Origin of the sequence: Mycobacterium sp. D16R24, assembly GCF_002013385.1 — a bacterium.
Taxonomy (GTDB): Bacteria; Actinomycetota; Actinomycetes; order Mycobacteriales; family Mycobacteriaceae; genus Mycobacterium.
The window spans coordinates 36,740-54,259 of sequence record NZ_MAEV01000014.1 but is presented as its reverse complement, the minus strand read 5'-3'; the positions used below and the strand labels follow the sequence as shown (position 1 = coordinate 54,259).

Below are 17,520 nucleotides of genomic sequence, written 5' to 3'. Positions count from 1 at the left end.
GTGCGAGAACTGCGGGGCCGAGCCAAACGGCTGGTGCAAGACCCCACACGGCACCGACGCAATCGCGCCGTGCCTCACCCGCGGCTCGAAAGTTGGTGCGCGATGAACGACCCCGCAATCGAAGCTGCACAACGGGCAGACCTGGATGGCGACGCCGAACCGATCTACTGGAGCACGACCCGGGATGCAATGGAAGAGGCCGCCCGTGAGGCTTTGGAACCGATACGGGATTGGTCGGCCAAGTGGTCTATAGAGCTCTTGCGCCGTGACCTTGGACAAGCGTGGGACGAGCTCGCACCCCTGATCTTCACGAGCGAGGAGCTGTAATGACCGTCGTCCTTGGTATCGATCCGAGCTTGCGCAACACCGGACTAGCCGTGCTGCGTGACGGCGTGCCCGTCGCGCTGCACTCGATCGGATACGGCGGGCACGACGGCGATTCGTACGCCACCCGCAGCCGCAGAGTGCGCGCCGTGTGCCGGTCCGTCATCGAATGGGCGCTACGCGACGGCCCACCGGATCTCGCCGTCATCGAGGGGCCCGCCTATGGCCAATTCCTGCCCTCGACGTTCGATCGCAGCGGCCTATGGCACGGGTTGTACGGCGCGCTGGACGCCAAGAAGGTGCCCGTTGCGGTAGTTCCCCCGCAGACCCGCGCGAAGTGGGCTACGGGCAGCGGCAGAGCGCAAAAGGGCGAGGTTCTGTCCAACGTCCGCGAGTGGCTCCCGGGGGTCAAGGTGCTCAACCACGACATCGCCGACGCCACGGTCCTCGGACTCATGGGCTCGGTCCGGTTCGGGGCGCCCATGCCGCCGACGGTTCGCGAACGCTTGGAGTCGATGAGGAAGATTCACCAGCCAGCAACCGGCAAGGACGGACGCACCGTCTGCACATCGTGCCGCCCAGTTGTCCGCTGGCCGTGCATAACCGCTCTATACGCCTATACGACAGAGAAATTGGAGCGATTGGAGGCAGCAGCATGGCCGCAATGAGCGATTGGGACGGGGTACTCAAGTGTTGGCCCGCACTTGACTGGGGTCACGTGCCAGACGACCCATTCGATCCGACCCCGTGGTTCAGCATGTTCTACAACGACGTTGACCTCGACAAGATCGATTGGTCGGACGAAATGCGCAAGCTGCCGGGGCAATTCACGCAACGGTTGTACTTCCCAGGATCACCAGATCAACGAATCATCGCCGAGGCGGTCTACGAACTCACGGGGGCAACGGCATGACCGAAGTGAGCGACATCATCGACGAAATCGACCAGCTCGTTGACGAGCAGATGGCAGACGGCGAACCGGTCGGCGGATACGACTACAACGACCCCGACTTCCCGAAATGCCCACACTGCGACAGGGACTTTCACGGAATCGCGCTCACTGAGCGGATCTTGGAAATGAGACACCGCACCGGCTGGGCTGAGAACTACCGCGTAGACACCGACGATTCGCCCAAGGTGTGCGAGGGCTCGCTATTCATCGGACCGATTCGTCCGCAAGGCGATTGGGCATGGACGATAACGATAGGCCATACGCCCTGTGCGCCTTGGGTGTTCTACAGCGAACAGGTCCATGAGGATTCCGCCGTTGCCGGACTTCCAACATTGATATTGGACGAGACGATACGGAGCCTCTATCTGTACGCCCACGAGTGCGCCACCGAGGTACTGGGGCCGCTCGGATACCCACTTGAGCGTATGGGCCGGAACATCCGCGCCGCCGTGGACGCACTCGTAGCCAGCGGCCTTCTCGACCCGGTGGCAGGCGACTCACTGCCCGCGGAATATGCCCTGCGCCCGCGCTACCTACCACCACTGATAGAACCATCCGAAGGATGGGGTCTTACGGGGCGAACCGAATGACAAAGTGCCGCAAGTGCTCCCAGAAGTGCGATCTGTTCCTATGCAACGACTGCATCGACCAGCTACAGGAACACCTCACCGAAATCGCCTGGCTGATAGACGAACTGGAGATCACTCTCACCGGACAAGACGTGCTCACCACCGGATCAGTCGGGCAGTCCAGCGAGGAGCCCAGCCCGATCAGGTTCGACTCGCAGGGCAACCCGAACAACATCGCCGACCAGACGTGCAACGCGGTCACCACGTGGGCACGTGATCTGTGTGAAACGCGTGGCATCACATTCGAGCCCTTGCGCGTCGTCGCGCTCGACTTCATCGGCCCACTACCCGATGAACGCTGGCGTCGACTCCCCCGGCGATACCAGCCCACCGCGGCCGACGCCGCCGAATGGCTCGCCGAGCACGTCCACGCCATCGCAGCCGACCCCGGGGCCGCGCGGTGTTTCAAGGAAATGACAGACCTGCGCGCCAGTGCCCTGCGCATGATCAACCGGCCCGATCGCCATTTCGCCGGACCATGCCCGACCATCAAGGCGTACTCACGCACCGGCAAGGCAATCGAGTGCGGCAAGTTCCTCTACGCCGCCACCGACGAACGCAGCATCACATGCTCCGCATGCAAGCAGCCGGTCGACGTACAGCGCAACCGTCAACGCGCATGGCGCGAGGGCGACCGACTCACTGAGCGGATCTTGCTCAAGCGGCTCAAGGACATCGAGGAACCCGTCTCTGAGCGCCAGCTCTATCGGTGGCTCAGGCAGCGCAAGCTCGCCCCCGTCGGATGGCTGCACAAGGGTGTGTTCGTCGAGCACTACATCCTGCGCGGAGACCCGCGGGTGTTCAGCCTGCGCGCCGTGCGACAGCTGCGCGCCGCCGAACTGAAAGCGGGACAGCTCGAGACCCCGGATGCAACATCGGCGGTAGAAATTCTCCCCGAAATGTTGCAAACGGAATCGGCAACCGACGGCCAGACCGAGCAGGAGCCGCTGCGCCGGCACTTCTCGCGCACGTATGGGCAATCGGCGGCCGAGGTGGAACACGAGGCCGCAGAAGCGGATCAAGACGGGCAAGAAACGGAACAAACGGAGGCAATAGCGTGATGATTCATCGAGATTCCTGCCCGGCAGGGCCACTTGGTCCACTCGGCGGCGAATGCGACTGCCCTCATTACATGCTGCCTGGCAGCCATGAGCGTGCGGGCGGCCCTGAGTGTCGTTGTGGGTGGGGATGGGACAGGTGGAATGACCAATGTCTGTCACGGAACGCACCTGTCGGTGGCCAGTAGTACAACTGGCAGATGGCACGCCCGCCGCGCGATCGGTTCCCCAACGCGTACGTCGGTGACCTGGTGCCCAACGGCGACGGCTGGACCATCGTCGGCCCGCTCTACTGCCCGAACTGGCACAGCGTTGACGAACCCGGCTGGACTCGGCGTTGCCGACCCTGCGAATGCGACGGCAAGCACCACATGTGGACGTGCCATTGCGGTGCGACCGTCTACGCGCCCAAGCTCGGCGCCGAATGCCGGATCCTCGACGGACCGGTGTCGTCATACGAGGCGCGACGCGATGTGACATAGGCGCGAAAGTTATTCAGCCGAATGTCACACGCCACGCCTGCCACTCACGTTCCTTGCGTAACACGCCTTGACCTGCGACGATTGGAACTGTCGCAAGTGAACCCTGCCCAAAAAACCCCGGCCTAGCTGGGGTTTTGTCATTTAGGGGGTCTCGTGAGCAAGGCATGGTCAGGCGGGTCGACCCGCAAGGCGCGAGAGTTCCGAGACGACATCCTCGATCGGGATCAGCATCGATGCCGACTGCAGTACGAACACTGCACCGGATACGCGGACGAGGTGCACCACCTCGACGGCAAGGCGAACGGCGACAACCCCGAGCGTTCGGTTGCGGCATGTCGTCGCTGCCACACACGAGACACCAGGCAGCAAACAATTGCAGCGATGGCCAAGCGGCCAAGCGCCAAGCGGCCCGTCGGTCGCCATCCCGGCCTACTGTGAACACAAGCCTCTGACCTGCGTAAACAGTCCCCCACCCGGGGAGCCCTCCCCGGCCTGACCTGGACATCCCCACGCTCTGTCGCTGGCGGTCCGTACGGGTCTGGCCTGATTTCCACCCACGCCCGACATGGGCACGTGCAGCAAACATCGTTCCCGACATGGGAGGTAGCTAGACATGGCCGGTAAAGGTCCAGCCCGAAAGCCTGACGACCAGCGCGCCCGGCGCAACGACGACGGCGTACCTGTGCGCGTCATCGACGCCAAGCGCGGCAAGCAACCATCGCTGCCCGCGATCTATGAGACCAACCCCGCGACCGGCCGAAAGCGCCGCGCCGCCTGGCCAGCTGAGACTAAGAACTGGTGGCAGATGTGGGCCGAGAGCCCGCTCGCCGCTGAGTTCACCAATACCGATTGGGCCGAGCTCGTCACGACCGCGCGACTCCACGCCGCGGTGGTCAACGGTGAGCTGAAATACGCCGCCGAACTGCGGTTACGGGTCGCTAAGTTTGGTGCGACACCGGAGGATCGGCTACGCCTGCGCATCACGTACGCGTTCGATCGGCCGCCTGTCGGCACAGGTACTGACAACGCCTCGGCACGGCCAGCCCGTGGCACTGACCGGTATCGCGGACTGCGCGCCGTCGGTCAGTCGTCGGCCTAAATGCCTTGGCGCGGCCCCGAGTTTGACGGCGAGCTGCCGACACTCGGGTTCATCTTCCTGGACTGGTGCTACGACAACCTCGTAGTCCCTGACGGCCCCATGGCTGGTGAGCCGTTCGTGATGACGCCCGATCAGGCGCAGTTCTGGCTGGACTTCTACGTGCTGCACCCGGTCACCGGCAAGCGGGTTGTTCGCCGCGCGGTGCTGTCGCGAGCCAAGGGCTACGGCAAGTCGCCGTCCATGGCGGCGTACGCGATTTTCGAGGCGATCGGGCCCGCGGTGCCCGCGGGCTGGGATGCCAGCGGCGAGCCCGTAGGCGCGCCGTGGCGAACCTTCGGATTCAAACCGAAGGTACAGATTCTCGGCGTCTCTGAGGATCAGACGGCCAACACGTGGGATCCGCTGCTCGACATGATTCGCAACGGTCCGCTGATCAACGAGCCGGGCGTCGAGGCGATGGAAACATTCGTCACCGTTCCACGCGGTCGCATCGAGGCGGCGACAAGCTCGGCGACCTCACGCGAGGGGTTTCGGCCAGTGGCCGCCGTGTTCGACCAGACCGAATCGTGGCAGCAGTCCAACGGCGGCAAGCGCCTGGCCGGCGCGGTACGACGGAACCTGACTAAGACGGAAGGGTCGTCGATCGAGACGCCCAACGCATTCCGGCCTGGTCAGGGCAGCGTCGCCGAGAACTCGCACAAAGCGTGGAAACTGCAACGAGAAGGCAAGTTGCGCAACGACGACGGCGGTATCTATTTCAATCACCGCGAGATGCCGCCAGATACGAACATCTACGACCATGACGAGCTTCGGGAAGGTCTGCGCTACGCCTATGGATGCTCGGCGAACGCACCGTGCGCCCTGGCCGAGCGCGGCGAGCACCCGGAGCACGAGCCCGGATGGGTCAACCTTGATCGCGTCATCGCCGACTTCTGGGATCCCGACACCGAGGAATCCGACGCCCGCATGTACTTCGGTAATCAGATCACCAGCGCCTCGGATGCGTGGGTCACCTCGCAGGAATGGCTGGCGCGTGGCCCACTGCGCGACGGCGCACCTCGAGTAATTGATCCGCGCGAGCCGATCGTGCTCGGGTTCGACGGCTCGCGGTCTCGGGTCAAGGGCAAGGCCGATGCGACAGGGCTTGTTGCCGTGACCGTCCGCGACGGCCACGCATTCGACGAGCCCTCGTGGACCTGGGAGCAGCCCGACCACGCCACAGACTGGGAAGTGCCGGCCGTCGAGATCAACGCCACCGTACGTGAGTGCTTCAAACGCTTCAACGTCGTTGGTTTCTACGCCGACCCTGCCCGCTGGGAGTCCTACATTGCCGACTGGGAAGCCGCATTCGGCGCGAAGCTCAAAATCAAGGCCACCGTCAAACATCCCATCGCGTGGTGGATGACCGGTGCGCGCGGGGTTGTGGTCGCCAAGGCCATCGCGCAGCTGCACACGGCGATCGTGAATGGCGAGATGACACACAACGGCTCGGCAGCGCTGACTCGGCACGTGCTCAACGCGCGCAACAAGGTCCGCGGCGACCAAGTACACATCGGGAAAGAGTTTCCCGACTCGGTCAACAAAATCGACAAGGCAGTAGCGCTAGTCATGGCATGGCAGGCCCGCATGGATGCGGTCGCTGCCGGCCTGGCCGAGGTCAAGAAACGGCAAGCGCCACGCAGAATCTACTGAACAGGAGCCTGATACATGTCGCTGACTCCTGACGAATGGCTGTACCGGCTCGCGCTACAGATGGACGACCGCCGCAGTCGTATCGACACGCTGCGCTCGTACATGGACGGCAACGCACCGCTTCCCGAGGGTGCGGAGAACTGCCGGGAGGCGTACCAGAAGTTCCAGCGCAAGGCGCGCACCAACTTCGGCGAGCTCGTCGTCGATGCCGTCGCCGAGCGTATGTGCCCGATCGGGTTTCAAGTGGCCGGCGCAGACAGCAAAGAGGCGTGGGCGATCTGGAAGCGCAACCGCATGCGGGTCAAGAGCTTTGACCTATTCCGCGACATGCTCGGTCTCTCCGCGGGCTACCTCATGCTCTCGCCGTCGTCTTCCCGGGGCACGATCATCACCCAAGAGCGCCCCGAGCAGGCCATCACCGAGTCTGATCCCACGCTGCCCGAGGTGGTGCGTGCCGGACTCAAGATCTACCGCGACGGACCGCTCAAGCATGACTTCGCGTTCCTGCATCTGCCGGGCATGGTGTTTCGGTTCAAGCGCCCGGCGATGGACGACAACGGTCTGTTCAAACAGCTGCCGTACGCCACGACTGGCTGGGAACTGGTCACCGCCGAACCGAGCGGACTGTCGTTCGTGCCGATGTACCCGTTCGAGAACCGCGAGCGCCGAGGCGAATTCGAGACGCATCTCGACGTGCTCGACCGGATCAACTGGGGCATCCTGCAACGCCTTGTCATCACAGCCATGCAGGCATACCGGCAACGCGGATTCAAGGGCGATCTACCGACCGAGGATGACCAAGGCAACGAGATCGACTACAAGAACATGTTCAAGCCAGGCCCGGGCCAGCTGTGGCAGATCCCCGAGGGGATCGACATCTGGGAGTCGCAAATCGGCGACCTGACACAGATTCTCTCGGGTGCCAAGGACGACATTCGTGATCTCGCCGCGGTAACCCGTACCCCCATGTCGAGTTTCGTGCCAGACGGCGCCAATCAGACCGCCGAGGGTGCGGCATTCGCCAAGGAGGGCTTGATCTTCAAGACGGGCGATCGTGCGGCGCGCGCCGATTCGAGTCTGGCGGCCGCGATCGGCGGCGCATTGGCGATCGAGGCCGGTGAGTCGGCACCGGTGACCGACGTGGAAACCCTCTGGGCACCATTCGAGATGCGATCGCTGGCCGAGAAAGCCGACGCCTCGACCAAGGCGCAGGATCTCCCCTGGCGTACACGCATGATCGAGGTGTGGGGGTTCTCGGTCGAGCAAGTCGACGAGATGGAAACGCTACGCGCGAACGATGCACTGTTGGCGCAGACGTTCGCCCCGCCACCCCCACCGCCAGAACCAACACTGTCGCCGGCCGATGTCACTGGATGACGCCTACGCCACGTCGGCGGCAGGTGTCCGTGCGCGGGTAGTCAAGTACGCAGTAGGAAGTTTCGGACCCGAGGCAATCTCGGACACTGGCACTGCCGAGTTCGCCGCACAGGTACTACCCGTCATCGCCGCGGGCCAGCAGCAGACAGCGGCACTGACCGACGCATACCTAACCCGCGTGCTGGCCAACGAGCACGGCGAACGCATCGTCGGCGACCGGATCATTGACACCCGTCAGGGACTACGCGGCGTCGACATGTCCGAGGTGTATTCCCGCCCGGCGAAAACGGCTCGATATGCACTCTCGCAAGGTAAGTCACTATCCGATGCTGTCACCGAGGCCTCGAACCGGCTGATCAAGATGGTGCAGTCAGATTTGCAGATCGCCAAGACGCAGCAGGCACGATCGACACTGCGCCGCTCGTCGGCTGACGGATTCCAACGCGTCCTGAACGGTCCGCGAAGCTGTGCCAAATGCGTTGTGGCCTCGGTGCTGTTCTATAGCAAAGAGGATCTGCTACCGATACATCCGGGCTGCGACTGTGGCGTCAAGCCGGCGCGTCGGCCTCGGCGCGGCAAGATCCTGCACGAGGACCGGCTGAAAGCGATTCACGACCTCGTCGAGGTATCTGGGCTACTGCCGGCAGATCCGTCAGCCAAGGACTACGAGAACCTGATTGTGGTGCACCAGCACGGCGAGCTGGGTCCGGTAATCGCGTTGCGCAACGAGCGGTTCCGCGGCCCGGATGACATACCGAAGTCCGATCGATCGACACCCGCGCCGACACCGACGACGCCGGGTGAAGCGAAATCGGCCGCGGCCAAGCGCCTATTGCCCGGCCTGGAATCAAGCTTAGCCAACCTGCGCGCCAAGGGATTACCTGAGGATTCGCCGCAGATTAAGTACCACCTCACGCAGATAGCCAAGCTGCGCAACGACTTGGCGAACTAGCTTCCCTGCCACCTCGGCGGGAATGGCCCGGCATGGGCACCGAGTAGATACCCGACAAGGGAGATCCAACCAATGGACGATACCGAAACCGATCAGCCACCCGCCGATACGGACACCACCGACACTCCACCCGCCGATGCACCCCCAGCCGACACGGATTGGGTAGCCGAGGCGAACAAGTGGAAGGCACTCTCTCGCAAGCACGAGGATCAGTCGAAGGCCAACGCCGACAAGGCAAAGCAATTCGATGAGATCACCGAGGCGAACAAAACTGCGATAGACAAGGCGGTTGACCGAGCAGCCAAGGCAGAGGCCCGGGCCGCTGAGGTCGAGGTCCGTGCCCTGCGCGCGGAAGTGGCAGCAGACAAGGGTGTTCCGGCAGATCTGCTGTCCGGTTCGACGCAGGAGGAACTCGAAGCGTCGGCCGACAAGCTGCTCGCGTTCCGAGGCAAGGCGGCATCACCGGATTTCGGCGCCGGTGCTCGCGGCGGTGACGCCGGCAAGGTCAAGCAGATGACTCAGTCGGAGCTTGACCAGCTGTCGGCGGCCGGGGATCACGCGGCGATTGTCCAGGCCCGCAAAGAAGGCCGTTTGGATTCACTCATGACCAGCAAAAAGTAGCAACTACCCGAAAAGGAGGGCAGCACAATGGCTGTCGACACTTTCATTCCCGAGCTGTGGACTGCACAGCTCATGATCGCGCTACAGACGCAGTACGTCTTCGCCCAGGGCGGTGTCATCAACCGCGACTACGAGGGCGAGATCTCCGAATGCGGCGACACCGTGCACATCGGCTCACTGGCCGCGCCGACCGTGGCGACGTACACCAAGAACGTCACCGCCATTGATCCGCAGACCCTGGCCACCACAGACCAGACCCTGCTGGTCGATCAGTCGAAGTACTTCGCATTCGAGGTCGACGACATCGACGCCCGCCAGGTCCGTAACGACGGCGAGTTGATGTCCAAGGCGGCATATCTGGCTGCGCAGGAGTTGGTGAAGGTCACCGATGCGTTCCTGTCTGGTCTCATGACCACCCAGGCGGGCACAGTCCTGGCAGCCCAGGATGTCGCCACCGCCGACGCGGCCTACCTGCTCGTGCGCAGGCTGCGACTGGCCCTCGATAAGGCCAACGTGCCTGGCGTGGGCCGGTTCCTGCTCGTCTCGCCCGAGTTCTATGCGCTGATCCTTGGCGATCCACGGTTCACTGACGCGTCGAAGTACGGCACCAACGCCCCGATTATGAATGGCGAAGTCGGCCGGATTGTCGGGTTCTCGGTGCTGGTGGCCAACACCATCCCGGCCGGTACCGCGGGCACCGCGCCCGAGGTGTCCAACTTCGTGGTCGCGGGTCATTCGATGGCCACCACGTACGCCAACCAGATCAACAAGGTGGAGCCCTTCCGTCCGCAGAACTCGTTCTCGGACGCACTCAAGGGCCTGCACCTGTACGGCGCCAAGGTCGTTCGCCCCGAAGCTCTCGCGGTGTGCGACGTGGACGTGACGGTCACCTAGTAGCGAGCAGGAAGCGGCCCCACTTCCCCTGGGGCCGCTTCCATCTCCCTTACCCCCTCTAGACAAAGGACGAAACCCATGGCCGCTGTGCAGGTCACCATCCTCAACAAGTCCAACCAGAAGGTCTCGCTCACACTCGACGACGAGACCGACGCCGAGCAGATCGAGTACTTCCACACCCTCAAGCGCCGCGAGGATCTCGTCGATGTCGAGGTAACCCCCGTCAAGGCGCGTCGTCAGCAGGGAAAGCCCGCCGGTGACACTGGCGACGCCAGCTGACGTAGCGACGGCCCTCGGCGGCACGCTCGACCCTGCCCAAACCGGCCGGGCCGAGCAGCTGCTACGGATCGCGTCAGAGGCGGTACTCACCGCCACCGACGGGTTTCGTTTCGAGCCGGGCACCTACACCACCCGCCGCAAGGTTCACGGCGGCCGGGTGCGTATCCCGGCGCGGGTCGAATCGGTCACCACGGTGTCGGCAGTGAATCCCACCACTGGCGCACCGACGCCTATCACCGGGTGGACGCTGTACGGCAGCACGCTCTACGGCGTCAAGGCATGCACAGCCGAAGTGACTTTCGAGGTCACCGAGGCAGCACCCAAGTCGATCGCCGACCTAGTGGCCGGCGTCGTTGCGGCGACACTGTCCGGCCCGGCCGTCGGCGCGCAGTCGCTAGGTGCGGGTCCGTTCACCGTGAGTTTCGCCGATTCGTCCGGCCGTGTGTGGTTCTCCAAGTCGGACAAGGCCATCCTTGCCCGGTACCGCGGACCCAAGCGCGCGATCGACCTCACGTGAGCGTCTTGGGCGGCCTGGCGACACTGCGCGAGCCAGTGACCCGTCACCGCGGCGGCGGTCGCGACGAGAACGGCCAGCTGATAGACGCGACCGATACCGCACTGGTGGCAATCGCAGTCGCTCCTGGCGGCGGTGTGGATCGAATCGAACGCGGTCGCGACGGTGAAGACATCGCGTGCGTCGTCTATTTCGATACCGGCACCGACATTGTGAACAGCGATGAGCTAACGGTGCGCGGCGAGCGGTTCCAGATCATCGTCAATGACTGGCGCTCAATGCCGATATTGGGCGGCCTCGAGGTGCTGTGCAAGAGGGGGCAAGGATGACGTTCGAGCTGGACCGCGAGGGTGGCGCCGAAGTTCTCAAAGAGATGACCAAGGCTCACATTCTTGAGCTGGCGTTACAGGTCGGCGAGCTGGCCGACGAGGGCGCCACGGTCGCCGAATTCTCCACCATCGACGAGTACACCACTGACCGCGCTGTCGCCACGGTGACGGTACCGGCCGAACGTCAAGCCAAGGATGGTGTGCTCACGCGCGCCGCCGCGGCTGCCGGACTGGAAGTGAACCCGCCGAAATGACCAGCCGTGAACCGGTCGACGTAGCGCGGCTGGTCAAGGACTGGCTGAAAGCTGATCTGGCGGCCCGGTTCCCGGAACTGTCGGTGCGGCTAGAACTTCCGGCCGACTGGACGCTGGACTCTCCCCCGGTACTGCTGATCGCCGACGACGGCAGCACGTTGGACATGTGGCCGGCGGCGACCGATCCGACCATCCGTGTCACGTCGTGGACATCGGGACGGTTGACGAAATACGCCTACGCGGCGATGCCCCGCTTACTCACCACTCGGATTCCCGGTATCGCTGCGATCCTGCCCGGCACTGCGTTCCTGGAGGCCCGCGACAAGAAGACCGGCGGCGACCTCATCTCGTTCACCGTGCGAACCCGCGTCCGCACCCGATAACCGCGCTGTCGCGCACCGAATCAACCCCGCCTATCTGGCGGGGTTTTTTGTTGGCCCGCAAGGGCTCTCACGCCCTTAAGGAGGGAATCAACAATGGTTGCAACCATCAATCCTGATGCCACCGTCATCCCGGACAAGGCAGAGGTCTGGCTAATCCTCAAGGCAGACGTTACCGATATCGCCGCGATCATGCTGGCGGCAGCGACCGAGGACCCCGGGGCCAAGAACTGGGAGTTCTCCGGCCTGATCGACGACAAGAAGGGCATCCCGCTCGACCCGTCCGGCGAGGTCAAGGAATACGACGGGTTCGGACACCCGTCGTTTCGGATCAAGTTCCGTAAGGGCAAGCTCAAGAGCGGTTTCACCGCCCTGGAGTACAACCCCGTTACCCGCAAGATCGTGCTGCCCGGGTCCACGCCGGACAAGCTGGGCATCCCCAAGGATGTTCAGATCTACGTGCTGTACCGGTACGTCGATGAGGACATCACCCGCGTGTGGTTGGCGCTGCGTCCGGCGCTGGCCGAGCTCAAGAGCCACGGCGGCATTGTCGACGGCGAACTGTCGTTCGCGGAGATCACCGTGCACCACACCGCCGACGCGGCCGGGGATGTGTTCAAGTACCTGGACAGCAGCACTGCCGATGATGTCACCAAGACGTTCGACATTGGTTCTGGCGTCACTGGTTACACAGTGACGGTGGATGGCGATCCCACGGTCTCCATTACGGCGTTGACCGCGTATGCGTTGCAGTCCGCGTTGCGGGACTTGGACTCTGTGCAGGCGCTCGACGATCCGGGCGTGACCGTCGAAGGCCCCGACGGAGGTCCGCTGGTGGCCATCTTCACCGGACCGGTCACCACGGTGTCCGCGGCCGGCACCGGCGGCACCGTCACCGTCACGTAGGCGAAAAGCACCCCATCCCGGTCGGTGAACCGACTCCCCCGGCCGGGGTGGGGCTCCACAACACCAGAGTCGGACCCCATGTCAAGGAGTCGAAAGTCATGACCGCACCACGTAAAAGCGCGCCGCGCAAAGCAATTCCAGCCAATGCGCCCAAGCCGCAAGATCACAAGGCCAAGAAGTCGGCGGCGATTCGTCAAGCCGAAGCTGACGGATACGTCGACATCGAGCAGAACGGGATCACATTGCGAATCCCATTCGGCAACACTGTGCCCCTGGCCGCCTACATGAAGCTCAAGGACGGCGACGAACTCGGCGGTACCGAGTTGCTTCTCGGATCCGAACAGTGGGCCGCATTTCTCGCAACAAGCCCGACTGTGGGAGATTTCGCGGACATCGGCGCCAAGCTGTTGGAGCTCTCGGGGGAATAATCGGCCTCTTAAGCCTGCTCGACGAGCACGGCGACGAAGTAGAGGCCGACCTAGCCCAGTTCTACAACGGACTTGATCTCACCGATTTGTACCGCGGCACAATGTCTATCCGCCGTCTCGGCGTCCTGGTGCGCCACCTGCCGCCTCATTCGCGGACGGTAGCGGCCGTCAATGACGGTCAGCCTGGATGGACGATCACCGATCACCTCATCGCTGATGTGTGGGCGGCAATGGTCAAGCTGCTCGGCGACCCGGACAAGGTGCCCGAGAACATCGACCATCCGACGCGTGCCGCAATGGTCGCCAAAGCCGTTGCCGCCGCGAAGAAGGCGCTCAAGGCGATGTTCCTGAAACGCAAGAGCGGCTACACCAAGTAGCCATCTGACAATGAAACCTGTTGTGGAGGTGAAACATACGTGACAACCATCGGATACGCGACACTTCAGATCATTCCGTCACTGCTGGGCGTGACCGAAGCGATCGACAAGCAGATCGACGGCAAGGTCGTCAACGTCTCGATCGCACCCAAGGTCGACCAGAAGGCTGCCGACACCGCCGGTAAGCAGGTCAAGGAAACCATCGAGAAGCAGACCGCCGAGGTTGCGGTCAGGCCGAAGGTCGACCAGCCCGCCGCCGAGACCGCGGGTAAGCAGACCAAGGAGACGGTCGAGAAGCACACCGGCGACATCAAGGTAGTGCCGAAGATCGAGCAGGCGGCGATCACCAACGCCGGTGCAGAGGCCGGGGCGCTCGCTGGCCGCGCGATTGGCGAGCAGATCGCCAAGACCATTCCCACTGGAATGTCGGGCATTTCAGGTTCTGTCGGCAACATCCTGCGCAGCGCCCTTCCCGGCCTCGGATCGGTGGTGGGCGCGGGCACCGGCGCGGCCATCGTGACATCGATCCTCAATGCGGTCACGAACGGCCGATACGACCGGGCGGGCGAGGCGGTCAAGCGCGGCCTTGTCGGCGCGGTGGACAGGGCGAACATCGGTACGGATATTGCAGTTCGACTCGGCAATTCGATGGCCGGTGGGCTGTCAAAGGCATCCGAGAGGGTGACCGCGGTGACGGGTGCAATCACCGGCCGGATCGGCGAGGTCAGCGGCGCGCTAACGACCGCCAAGGATCTGATCGGCGGCGATGACGCCTGGGGTGCGGGCGCGCTAGACACCATGAACAACGCCCTTGGTACCGCGACCCCGCTACTTGAGGGGATGAACGCTGCGGCGATCCTGGCGTCAGCGGGCGCCAACGCGGTCGCATTCGCCAGCAAGGCAGCCGCCGCCGCACAACGGTTGTGGAACCTGGCCATGACGGCCAACCCGATTGGCCTGATTGTGGTGGCCGTGGGCGCGCTCGTGGCGGGAATCATCTACGCATATCAGCATTCCGACCGGTTCCGCGCCATTGTCGACGCCGCGTGGAAAGCCATCAAGATTGCCGCCGAGGCTGTCGTGAAGTGGTTCATGGACACCGCCTGGCCGATGCTCAAGAGGGTATGGGAAGGCATCGGAGACGGCTGGAACTGGCTCGTCTCCAAGGCTAGCGAGGTGTGGACCGGTGTTCGCGAGAAGTTCACGGGCATGGTCGATTTCGTCAAGGGTCTGCCGGGTGCTATCACCAACGCAGCCAAGGGCATGTGGGACGGGCTCAAGAATGGCCTTGTCGCGGTGCTCAATTGGATCGGCGATAAGTGGAATGCGGTCGCCGACACGCTGTCTATCGAGGTCGGTGGCACCAAGATTAGCGCGATACCGCACATGCCAAAGTTCGGGTTCGACGTTGGAGGCTATACGGGAAACGTACCGGTCAACCGGATAGCGGGAGTGGTCCACGGTGACGAGTTCGTTATCAAATCCCAGTCGCGCAAGGGAATTGAGAATGCCTACCCCGGATTGCTGGACTACCTGAACAACCAGGGGAAGCTACCCGGTTACTCCGGGGGTGGCCTAGTCAAGGGCTCGCAGGAGCTGCGTTCGATCATCTCGGAGCGGTTCGGTATCAAGGACATTGGCGGATGGCGGCCTCAGGACAAGTACGGGGAGCATTCCACCGGCCGCGCGCTGGACGTGATGACCAGCGACAAGTCGAAGGGCGATTCCGTCGCGGATTTCGCGCTTGCCAACGCGCCCGCGATCGACCTCAAGTGGGTCATCTGGCAGCAGCGAATCAACTCCGGTAACGGCTGGTCCAAGATGGAAGACCGCGGTGGCCCGACGCAGAACCACATGGATCACGTGCACATATTCTCGGGGCCCGGTATCGCCAATGGCCTGTTGGGTGCGCTGAAATCCAAGGGGGCCGAGACCGGGCAGAGTGTGGCCGCGGGCGTCAACCCGCCCGTCGGCGACACCACTGTCACGTCCGGCGGCACGGAAGCGGTGAGCGCAGCACCGGGCGGTGGCGCATCGGCCACCGGTAGCGGCGGGTTCAATCTGCCGTCGTCCATTTCTGGGCTGTCGGGGATTGGGCTCAGCGGCATGGGCGTCAAGACGAAGGCCACGCCCAATTCCCCTGAGCGCACATTCGAGTTCGGCAACGCAGCCGCCGCGGCGGTCGGTGGACAGGTGTCCTCGGCGCTCGGGGTGCTGGGGGTCGGCGATTCGCCGGGCTGGCTCAAGGGGATTTCGCAGTTCGTCAGCGGCATATCGGTTGGCGGCGGATCTGGTGGTGGCCCTGGTGCTGCACCCGAGGGCGCCGGGATTGGCCGATTCGGTGGGGCGGCACCCATTGCCACGTCGGCCGCTGTACCGGCGCCCGCAGCGCTTCCCGCGGGGACGGCTCACGGTGCGCAGGCCGGGGCGCAGCCGGGGCCGGTATTCAACACCACGATCAGCGCGTTCGACACCAGTGACGCCGTGTCGATGATGCGCCGGCAGCAAGACGAAGTATCCGCGGCGAAGTTGAGTAGGTGGTCCTGAGGTGGCGGTTGCAACAATCACGCTGGAATCGTCGAACGGTGATTCGGTGGTGGTGTCCGCACCCAATGACGAGTACTTGCTCGACGACATCGTGCTCGACACGGATCCGAAGAGCATGTATGACACCGGGTTTACGATGCGCACCCAGTCCGGGGCGTTCCAGCCTGGCGGTCGGCCGGTTGGTGAAGAGGTGCCGATCCGCAATCCGATCCTGCCATTCTGGCTGACCCCGGCGTCCCGTCCGCGGTTTCAAAAGCTCTGGGGCACTCCGTACAACCTGTGCAAGGTCAAGTGCACCTGGGATGGGCCCTCGGGTCCGCGGTTCCTGTACCTGAAGCTGGGCAAGGAAATTCAGTACACCACCGAGGACGGGCAAGACGCCGATATCGACGAGGTGTATCACGCGGTGGTCTCGGCGCACGCCTACAACCCCATGTACGAAAGCGCCGAAGACGTTTCCGAGTGGATCAACCCGGGCAACTTCACCGTCTATCTGGCGGCTACGTCGGGCACGTTCAAGCTCGGTTGGGTGACCACTGGCGCGGCCGAGCTGACCACCGCGATCCCATACGACGCGAACGCTGCAACCGTTCAGGCCGCATTGGAAGCCCTGCCGACCATCGGCGTCGGGAACGTCACCGTGTCGGGCGATCCGGGGCGCTGGACCGTTCGCACGCCGGCAACATGCCCCGGAACGCTGACGGTCGACGGGACATCGCTTGCGCCGTTGTCGTTCTCAATCACCCTGGGCACCCTGTCGTACACGATCAGTATCGGTGGACAGACCACCGCACCAATCTCTTTCGTATCGTCAGCATCGACGCTGCGGCAAGCCATCGAGCAGCTGTCGAACATCGGCACTGGCGGGGTTACGGTGACCGCCACGTTGTTCGGGTACGCGCTGTCCTTCATGACGGGGCCGCTGAATGGGTTCCTAGTCGCGCTGTTCACCGGGAAATCGACCGCCGGAATCCACATCGCCCGCGTGGTGACCAACCCCAATACCGGATGGTTCGACGTGTGGAATCCGACTGATCAAGACGAGTGGCCGGAATGGGAACTCGACCCGGCAATCTCATGGCAGTTCCCCGACTTCGCGTTCGGTCAGGAGCGCAAGTGGAACCGCCCAGTGGGGGCCGACGCGGCACGCATGATCGTCACACCGCAGCTCACGCAGATGCTTTCGGTGATGTCCGATCCGTTCATGGACACCTACCTGAGCGCTGATCTGTCGAACGCTGCCGGTCTGTTCAACGGGGTTGAACCGCTCTACCCGGTACCCCAGTACACCGGCACCGAGGATGACCCGGTGCAGATGCCCGTCGTGTGCCAGGGCCCATCGGGGGCCAAAGCCACACTACGGCAACGCCGTTTCTGGTCGGCGGAAAGTGGGTTGACCCAGTGATCATCGAGAAGACCTGCACAC

Annotated in this window: 23 protein-coding genes; all 23 read left to right on the top strand. The window is 63.6% G+C overall.

What is annotated here, in order from left to right; all coding sequences use genetic code 11:
* Positions 1–102: 102 nt before the first annotated feature.
* The 23 genes from B4383_RS12775 (at position 103) to B4383_RS12665 (ending at position 17,499) form a co-directional block, all read left to right on the top strand.
* Complete coding sequence (locus B4383_RS12775) at positions 103–327, top strand: hypothetical protein (protein ID WP_078290682.1); 225 nt, start codon at positions 103–105, stop codon at positions 325–327.
* Entirely contained in the window at positions 327–992 is a 666-nt protein-coding gene (locus B4383_RS12770) for a crossover junction endodeoxyribonuclease RuvC (RefSeq protein ID WP_139360737.1), read from the top strand. The genes B4383_RS12775 and B4383_RS12770 overlap by 1 nt, the downstream gene beginning before the upstream one ends.
* Complete coding sequence (locus B4383_RS12765; protein WP_078290681.1) at positions 989–1,237, top strand: hypothetical protein; 249 nt, start codon at positions 989–991, stop codon at positions 1,235–1,237. The genes B4383_RS12770 and B4383_RS12765 overlap by 4 nt, the downstream gene beginning before the upstream one ends.
* Entirely contained in the window at positions 1,234–1,866 is a 633-nt protein-coding gene (locus tag B4383_RS12760; protein ID WP_078290680.1) for a hypothetical protein, read from the top strand. Before B4383_RS12765 ends, B4383_RS12760 begins: the two co-directional genes overlap by 4 nt.
* A complete protein-coding gene (locus B4383_RS12755) occupies positions 1,863–2,966 on the top strand; it encodes a hypothetical protein (RefSeq protein ID WP_078290679.1) in 1,104 nt (367 codons plus the stop codon). Before B4383_RS12760 ends, B4383_RS12755 begins: the two co-directional genes overlap by 4 nt.
* Before the next feature lie 197 nt (positions 2,967–3,163).
* On the top strand, positions 3,164–3,445 hold the full coding sequence (locus tag B4383_RS12750) for a hypothetical protein (protein ID WP_078290678.1): 282 nt from the start codon (positions 3,164–3,166) through the stop codon (positions 3,443–3,445).
* Between the two features lie 153 nt (positions 3,446–3,598).
* The gene (locus B4383_RS26305) at positions 3,599–3,883 is read left to right on the top strand and encodes a hypothetical protein (protein WP_139360736.1); all 285 of its coding nucleotides are present in this window, start codon (positions 3,599–3,601) and stop codon (positions 3,881–3,883) included.
* A gap of 175 nt (positions 3,884–4,058) precedes the next feature.
* Complete coding sequence (locus B4383_RS27145; RefSeq protein ID WP_286150607.1) at positions 4,059–4,544, top strand: hypothetical protein; 486 nt, start codon at positions 4,059–4,061, stop codon at positions 4,542–4,544.
* A complete protein-coding gene (locus B4383_RS12735; RefSeq protein ID WP_078290676.1) occupies positions 4,545–6,236 on the top strand; it encodes a terminase in 1,692 nt (563 codons plus the stop codon).
* A 15-nt stretch (positions 6,237–6,251) separates the two neighbouring features.
* Positions 6,252–7,613 carry a phage portal protein gene (locus B4383_RS12730; RefSeq protein WP_078290675.1) on the top strand — a complete coding sequence of 454 codons (1,362 nt, stop codon included), beginning with the start codon at positions 6,252–6,254 and terminating at the stop codon, positions 7,611–7,613.
* On the top strand, positions 7,600–8,565 hold the full coding sequence (locus tag B4383_RS12725; protein ID WP_078290674.1) for a hypothetical protein: 966 nt from the start codon (positions 7,600–7,602) through the stop codon (positions 8,563–8,565). The genes B4383_RS12730 and B4383_RS12725 overlap by 14 nt, the downstream gene beginning before the upstream one ends.
* Positions 8,566–8,637: 72 nt before the next feature.
* Positions 8,638–9,186 carry a hypothetical protein gene (locus B4383_RS12720; RefSeq protein ID WP_078290673.1) on the top strand — a complete coding sequence of 183 codons (549 nt, stop codon included), beginning with the start codon at positions 8,638–8,640 and terminating at the stop codon, positions 9,184–9,186.
* Positions 9,187–9,213: 27 nt separating this feature from the next.
* Positions 9,214–10,080 (top strand): N4-gp56 family major capsid protein, encoded by an 867-nt coding sequence (locus B4383_RS12715; RefSeq protein ID WP_078290672.1) that lies wholly within the window; start codon positions 9,214–9,216, stop codon positions 10,078–10,080.
* Between the two features lie 78 nt (positions 10,081–10,158).
* A complete protein-coding gene (locus B4383_RS12710) occupies positions 10,159–10,359 on the top strand; it encodes a hypothetical protein (RefSeq protein ID WP_078290671.1) in 201 nt (66 codons plus the stop codon).
* Positions 10,337–10,876, top strand: a complete 540-nt coding sequence (locus tag B4383_RS12705; RefSeq protein WP_078290670.1) for a hypothetical protein — start codon at positions 10,337–10,339, stop codon at positions 10,874–10,876. Before B4383_RS12710 ends, B4383_RS12705 begins: the two co-directional genes overlap by 23 nt.
* Positions 10,873–11,202 (top strand): hypothetical protein, encoded by a 330-nt coding sequence (locus tag B4383_RS12700; RefSeq protein ID WP_286144115.1) that lies wholly within the window; start codon positions 10,873–10,875, stop codon positions 11,200–11,202. Before B4383_RS12705 ends, B4383_RS12700 begins: the two co-directional genes overlap by 4 nt.
* A complete protein-coding gene (locus B4383_RS12695; protein WP_139360735.1) occupies positions 11,199–11,456 on the top strand; it encodes a hypothetical protein in 258 nt (85 codons plus the stop codon). The genes B4383_RS12700 and B4383_RS12695 overlap by 4 nt, the downstream gene beginning before the upstream one ends.
* Positions 11,453–11,839: a hypothetical protein gene (locus B4383_RS12690; protein WP_078290669.1), complete on the top strand. Its 387-nt coding sequence runs from the start codon at positions 11,453–11,455 to the stop codon at positions 11,837–11,839. The genes B4383_RS12695 and B4383_RS12690 overlap by 4 nt, the downstream gene beginning before the upstream one ends.
* Before the next feature lie 93 nt (positions 11,840–11,932).
* A complete protein-coding gene (locus B4383_RS12685; RefSeq protein ID WP_078290668.1) occupies positions 11,933–12,742 on the top strand; it encodes a hypothetical protein in 810 nt (269 codons plus the stop codon).
* A gap of 98 nt (positions 12,743–12,840) precedes the next feature.
* Positions 12,841–13,170, top strand: coding sequence for an adenylosuccinate synthase (locus tag B4383_RS12680; protein WP_078290810.1), 330 nt, complete (start codon positions 12,841–12,843; stop codon positions 13,168–13,170).
* Positions 13,171–13,271: 101 nt separating this feature from the next.
* Positions 13,272–13,547 (top strand): hypothetical protein, encoded by a 276-nt coding sequence (locus tag B4383_RS12675; RefSeq protein WP_236743260.1) that lies wholly within the window; start codon positions 13,272–13,274, stop codon positions 13,545–13,547.
* Between the two features lie 39 nt (positions 13,548–13,586).
* On the top strand, positions 13,587–16,094 hold the full coding sequence (locus B4383_RS12670; protein ID WP_078290666.1) for a phage tail protein: 2,508 nt from the start codon (positions 13,587–13,589) through the stop codon (positions 16,092–16,094).
* Position 16,095: 1 nt separating this feature from the next.
* On the top strand, positions 16,096–17,499 hold the full coding sequence (locus B4383_RS12665; RefSeq protein ID WP_078290665.1) for a hypothetical protein: 1,404 nt from the start codon (positions 16,096–16,098) through the stop codon (positions 17,497–17,499).
* Positions 17,500–17,520 lie beyond the last annotated feature (21 nt).

Excerpts from the sequence above, each read along its gene's own strand:
- B4383_RS12775 (WP_078290682.1), top strand. The coding sequence starts at position 103 with ATGAACGACCCCGCAATCGAAGCTGCACAACGGGCAGACCTGGATGGC.
- B4383_RS12770 (WP_139360737.1), top strand. The coding sequence starts at position 327 with ATGACCGTCGTCCTTGGTATCGATCCGAGCTTGCGCAACACCGGACTA.
- B4383_RS12765 (WP_078290681.1), top strand. The coding sequence starts at position 989 with ATGAGCGATTGGGACGGGGTACTCAAGTGTTGGCCCGCACTTGACTGG.
- B4383_RS12760 (WP_078290680.1), top strand. The coding sequence starts at position 1,234 with ATGACCGAAGTGAGCGACATCATCGACGAAATCGACCAGCTCGTTGAC.
- B4383_RS12755 (WP_078290679.1), top strand. The coding sequence starts at position 1,863 with ATGACAAAGTGCCGCAAGTGCTCCCAGAAGTGCGATCTGTTCCTATGC.
- B4383_RS12750 (WP_078290678.1), top strand. The coding sequence starts at position 3,164 with ATGGCACGCCCGCCGCGCGATCGGTTCCCCAACGCGTACGTCGGTGAC.
- B4383_RS27145 (WP_286150607.1), top strand. The coding sequence starts at position 4,059 with ATGGCCGGTAAAGGTCCAGCCCGAAAGCCTGACGACCAGCGCGCCCGG.
- B4383_RS12735 (WP_078290676.1), top strand. The coding sequence starts at position 4,545 with ATGCCTTGGCGCGGCCCCGAGTTTGACGGCGAGCTGCCGACACTCGGG.
- B4383_RS12730 (WP_078290675.1), top strand. The coding sequence starts at position 6,252 with ATGTCGCTGACTCCTGACGAATGGCTGTACCGGCTCGCGCTACAGATG.
- B4383_RS12725 (WP_078290674.1), top strand. The coding sequence starts at position 7,600 with ATGTCACTGGATGACGCCTACGCCACGTCGGCGGCAGGTGTCCGTGCG.
- B4383_RS12720 (WP_078290673.1), top strand. The coding sequence starts at position 8,638 with ATGGACGATACCGAAACCGATCAGCCACCCGCCGATACGGACACCACC.
- B4383_RS12715 (WP_078290672.1), top strand. The coding sequence starts at position 9,214 with ATGGCTGTCGACACTTTCATTCCCGAGCTGTGGACTGCACAGCTCATG.
- B4383_RS12710 (WP_078290671.1), top strand. The coding sequence starts at position 10,159 with ATGGCCGCTGTGCAGGTCACCATCCTCAACAAGTCCAACCAGAAGGTC.
- B4383_RS12695 (WP_139360735.1), top strand. The coding sequence starts at position 11,199 with ATGACGTTCGAGCTGGACCGCGAGGGTGGCGCCGAAGTTCTCAAAGAG.
- B4383_RS12690 (WP_078290669.1), top strand. The coding sequence starts at position 11,453 with ATGACCAGCCGTGAACCGGTCGACGTAGCGCGGCTGGTCAAGGACTGG.
- B4383_RS12685 (WP_078290668.1), top strand. The coding sequence starts at position 11,933 with ATGGTTGCAACCATCAATCCTGATGCCACCGTCATCCCGGACAAGGCA.
- B4383_RS12680 (WP_078290810.1), top strand. The coding sequence starts at position 12,841 with ATGACCGCACCACGTAAAAGCGCGCCGCGCAAAGCAATTCCAGCCAAT.
- B4383_RS12675 (WP_236743260.1), top strand. The coding sequence starts at position 13,272 with ATGTCTATCCGCCGTCTCGGCGTCCTGGTGCGCCACCTGCCGCCTCAT.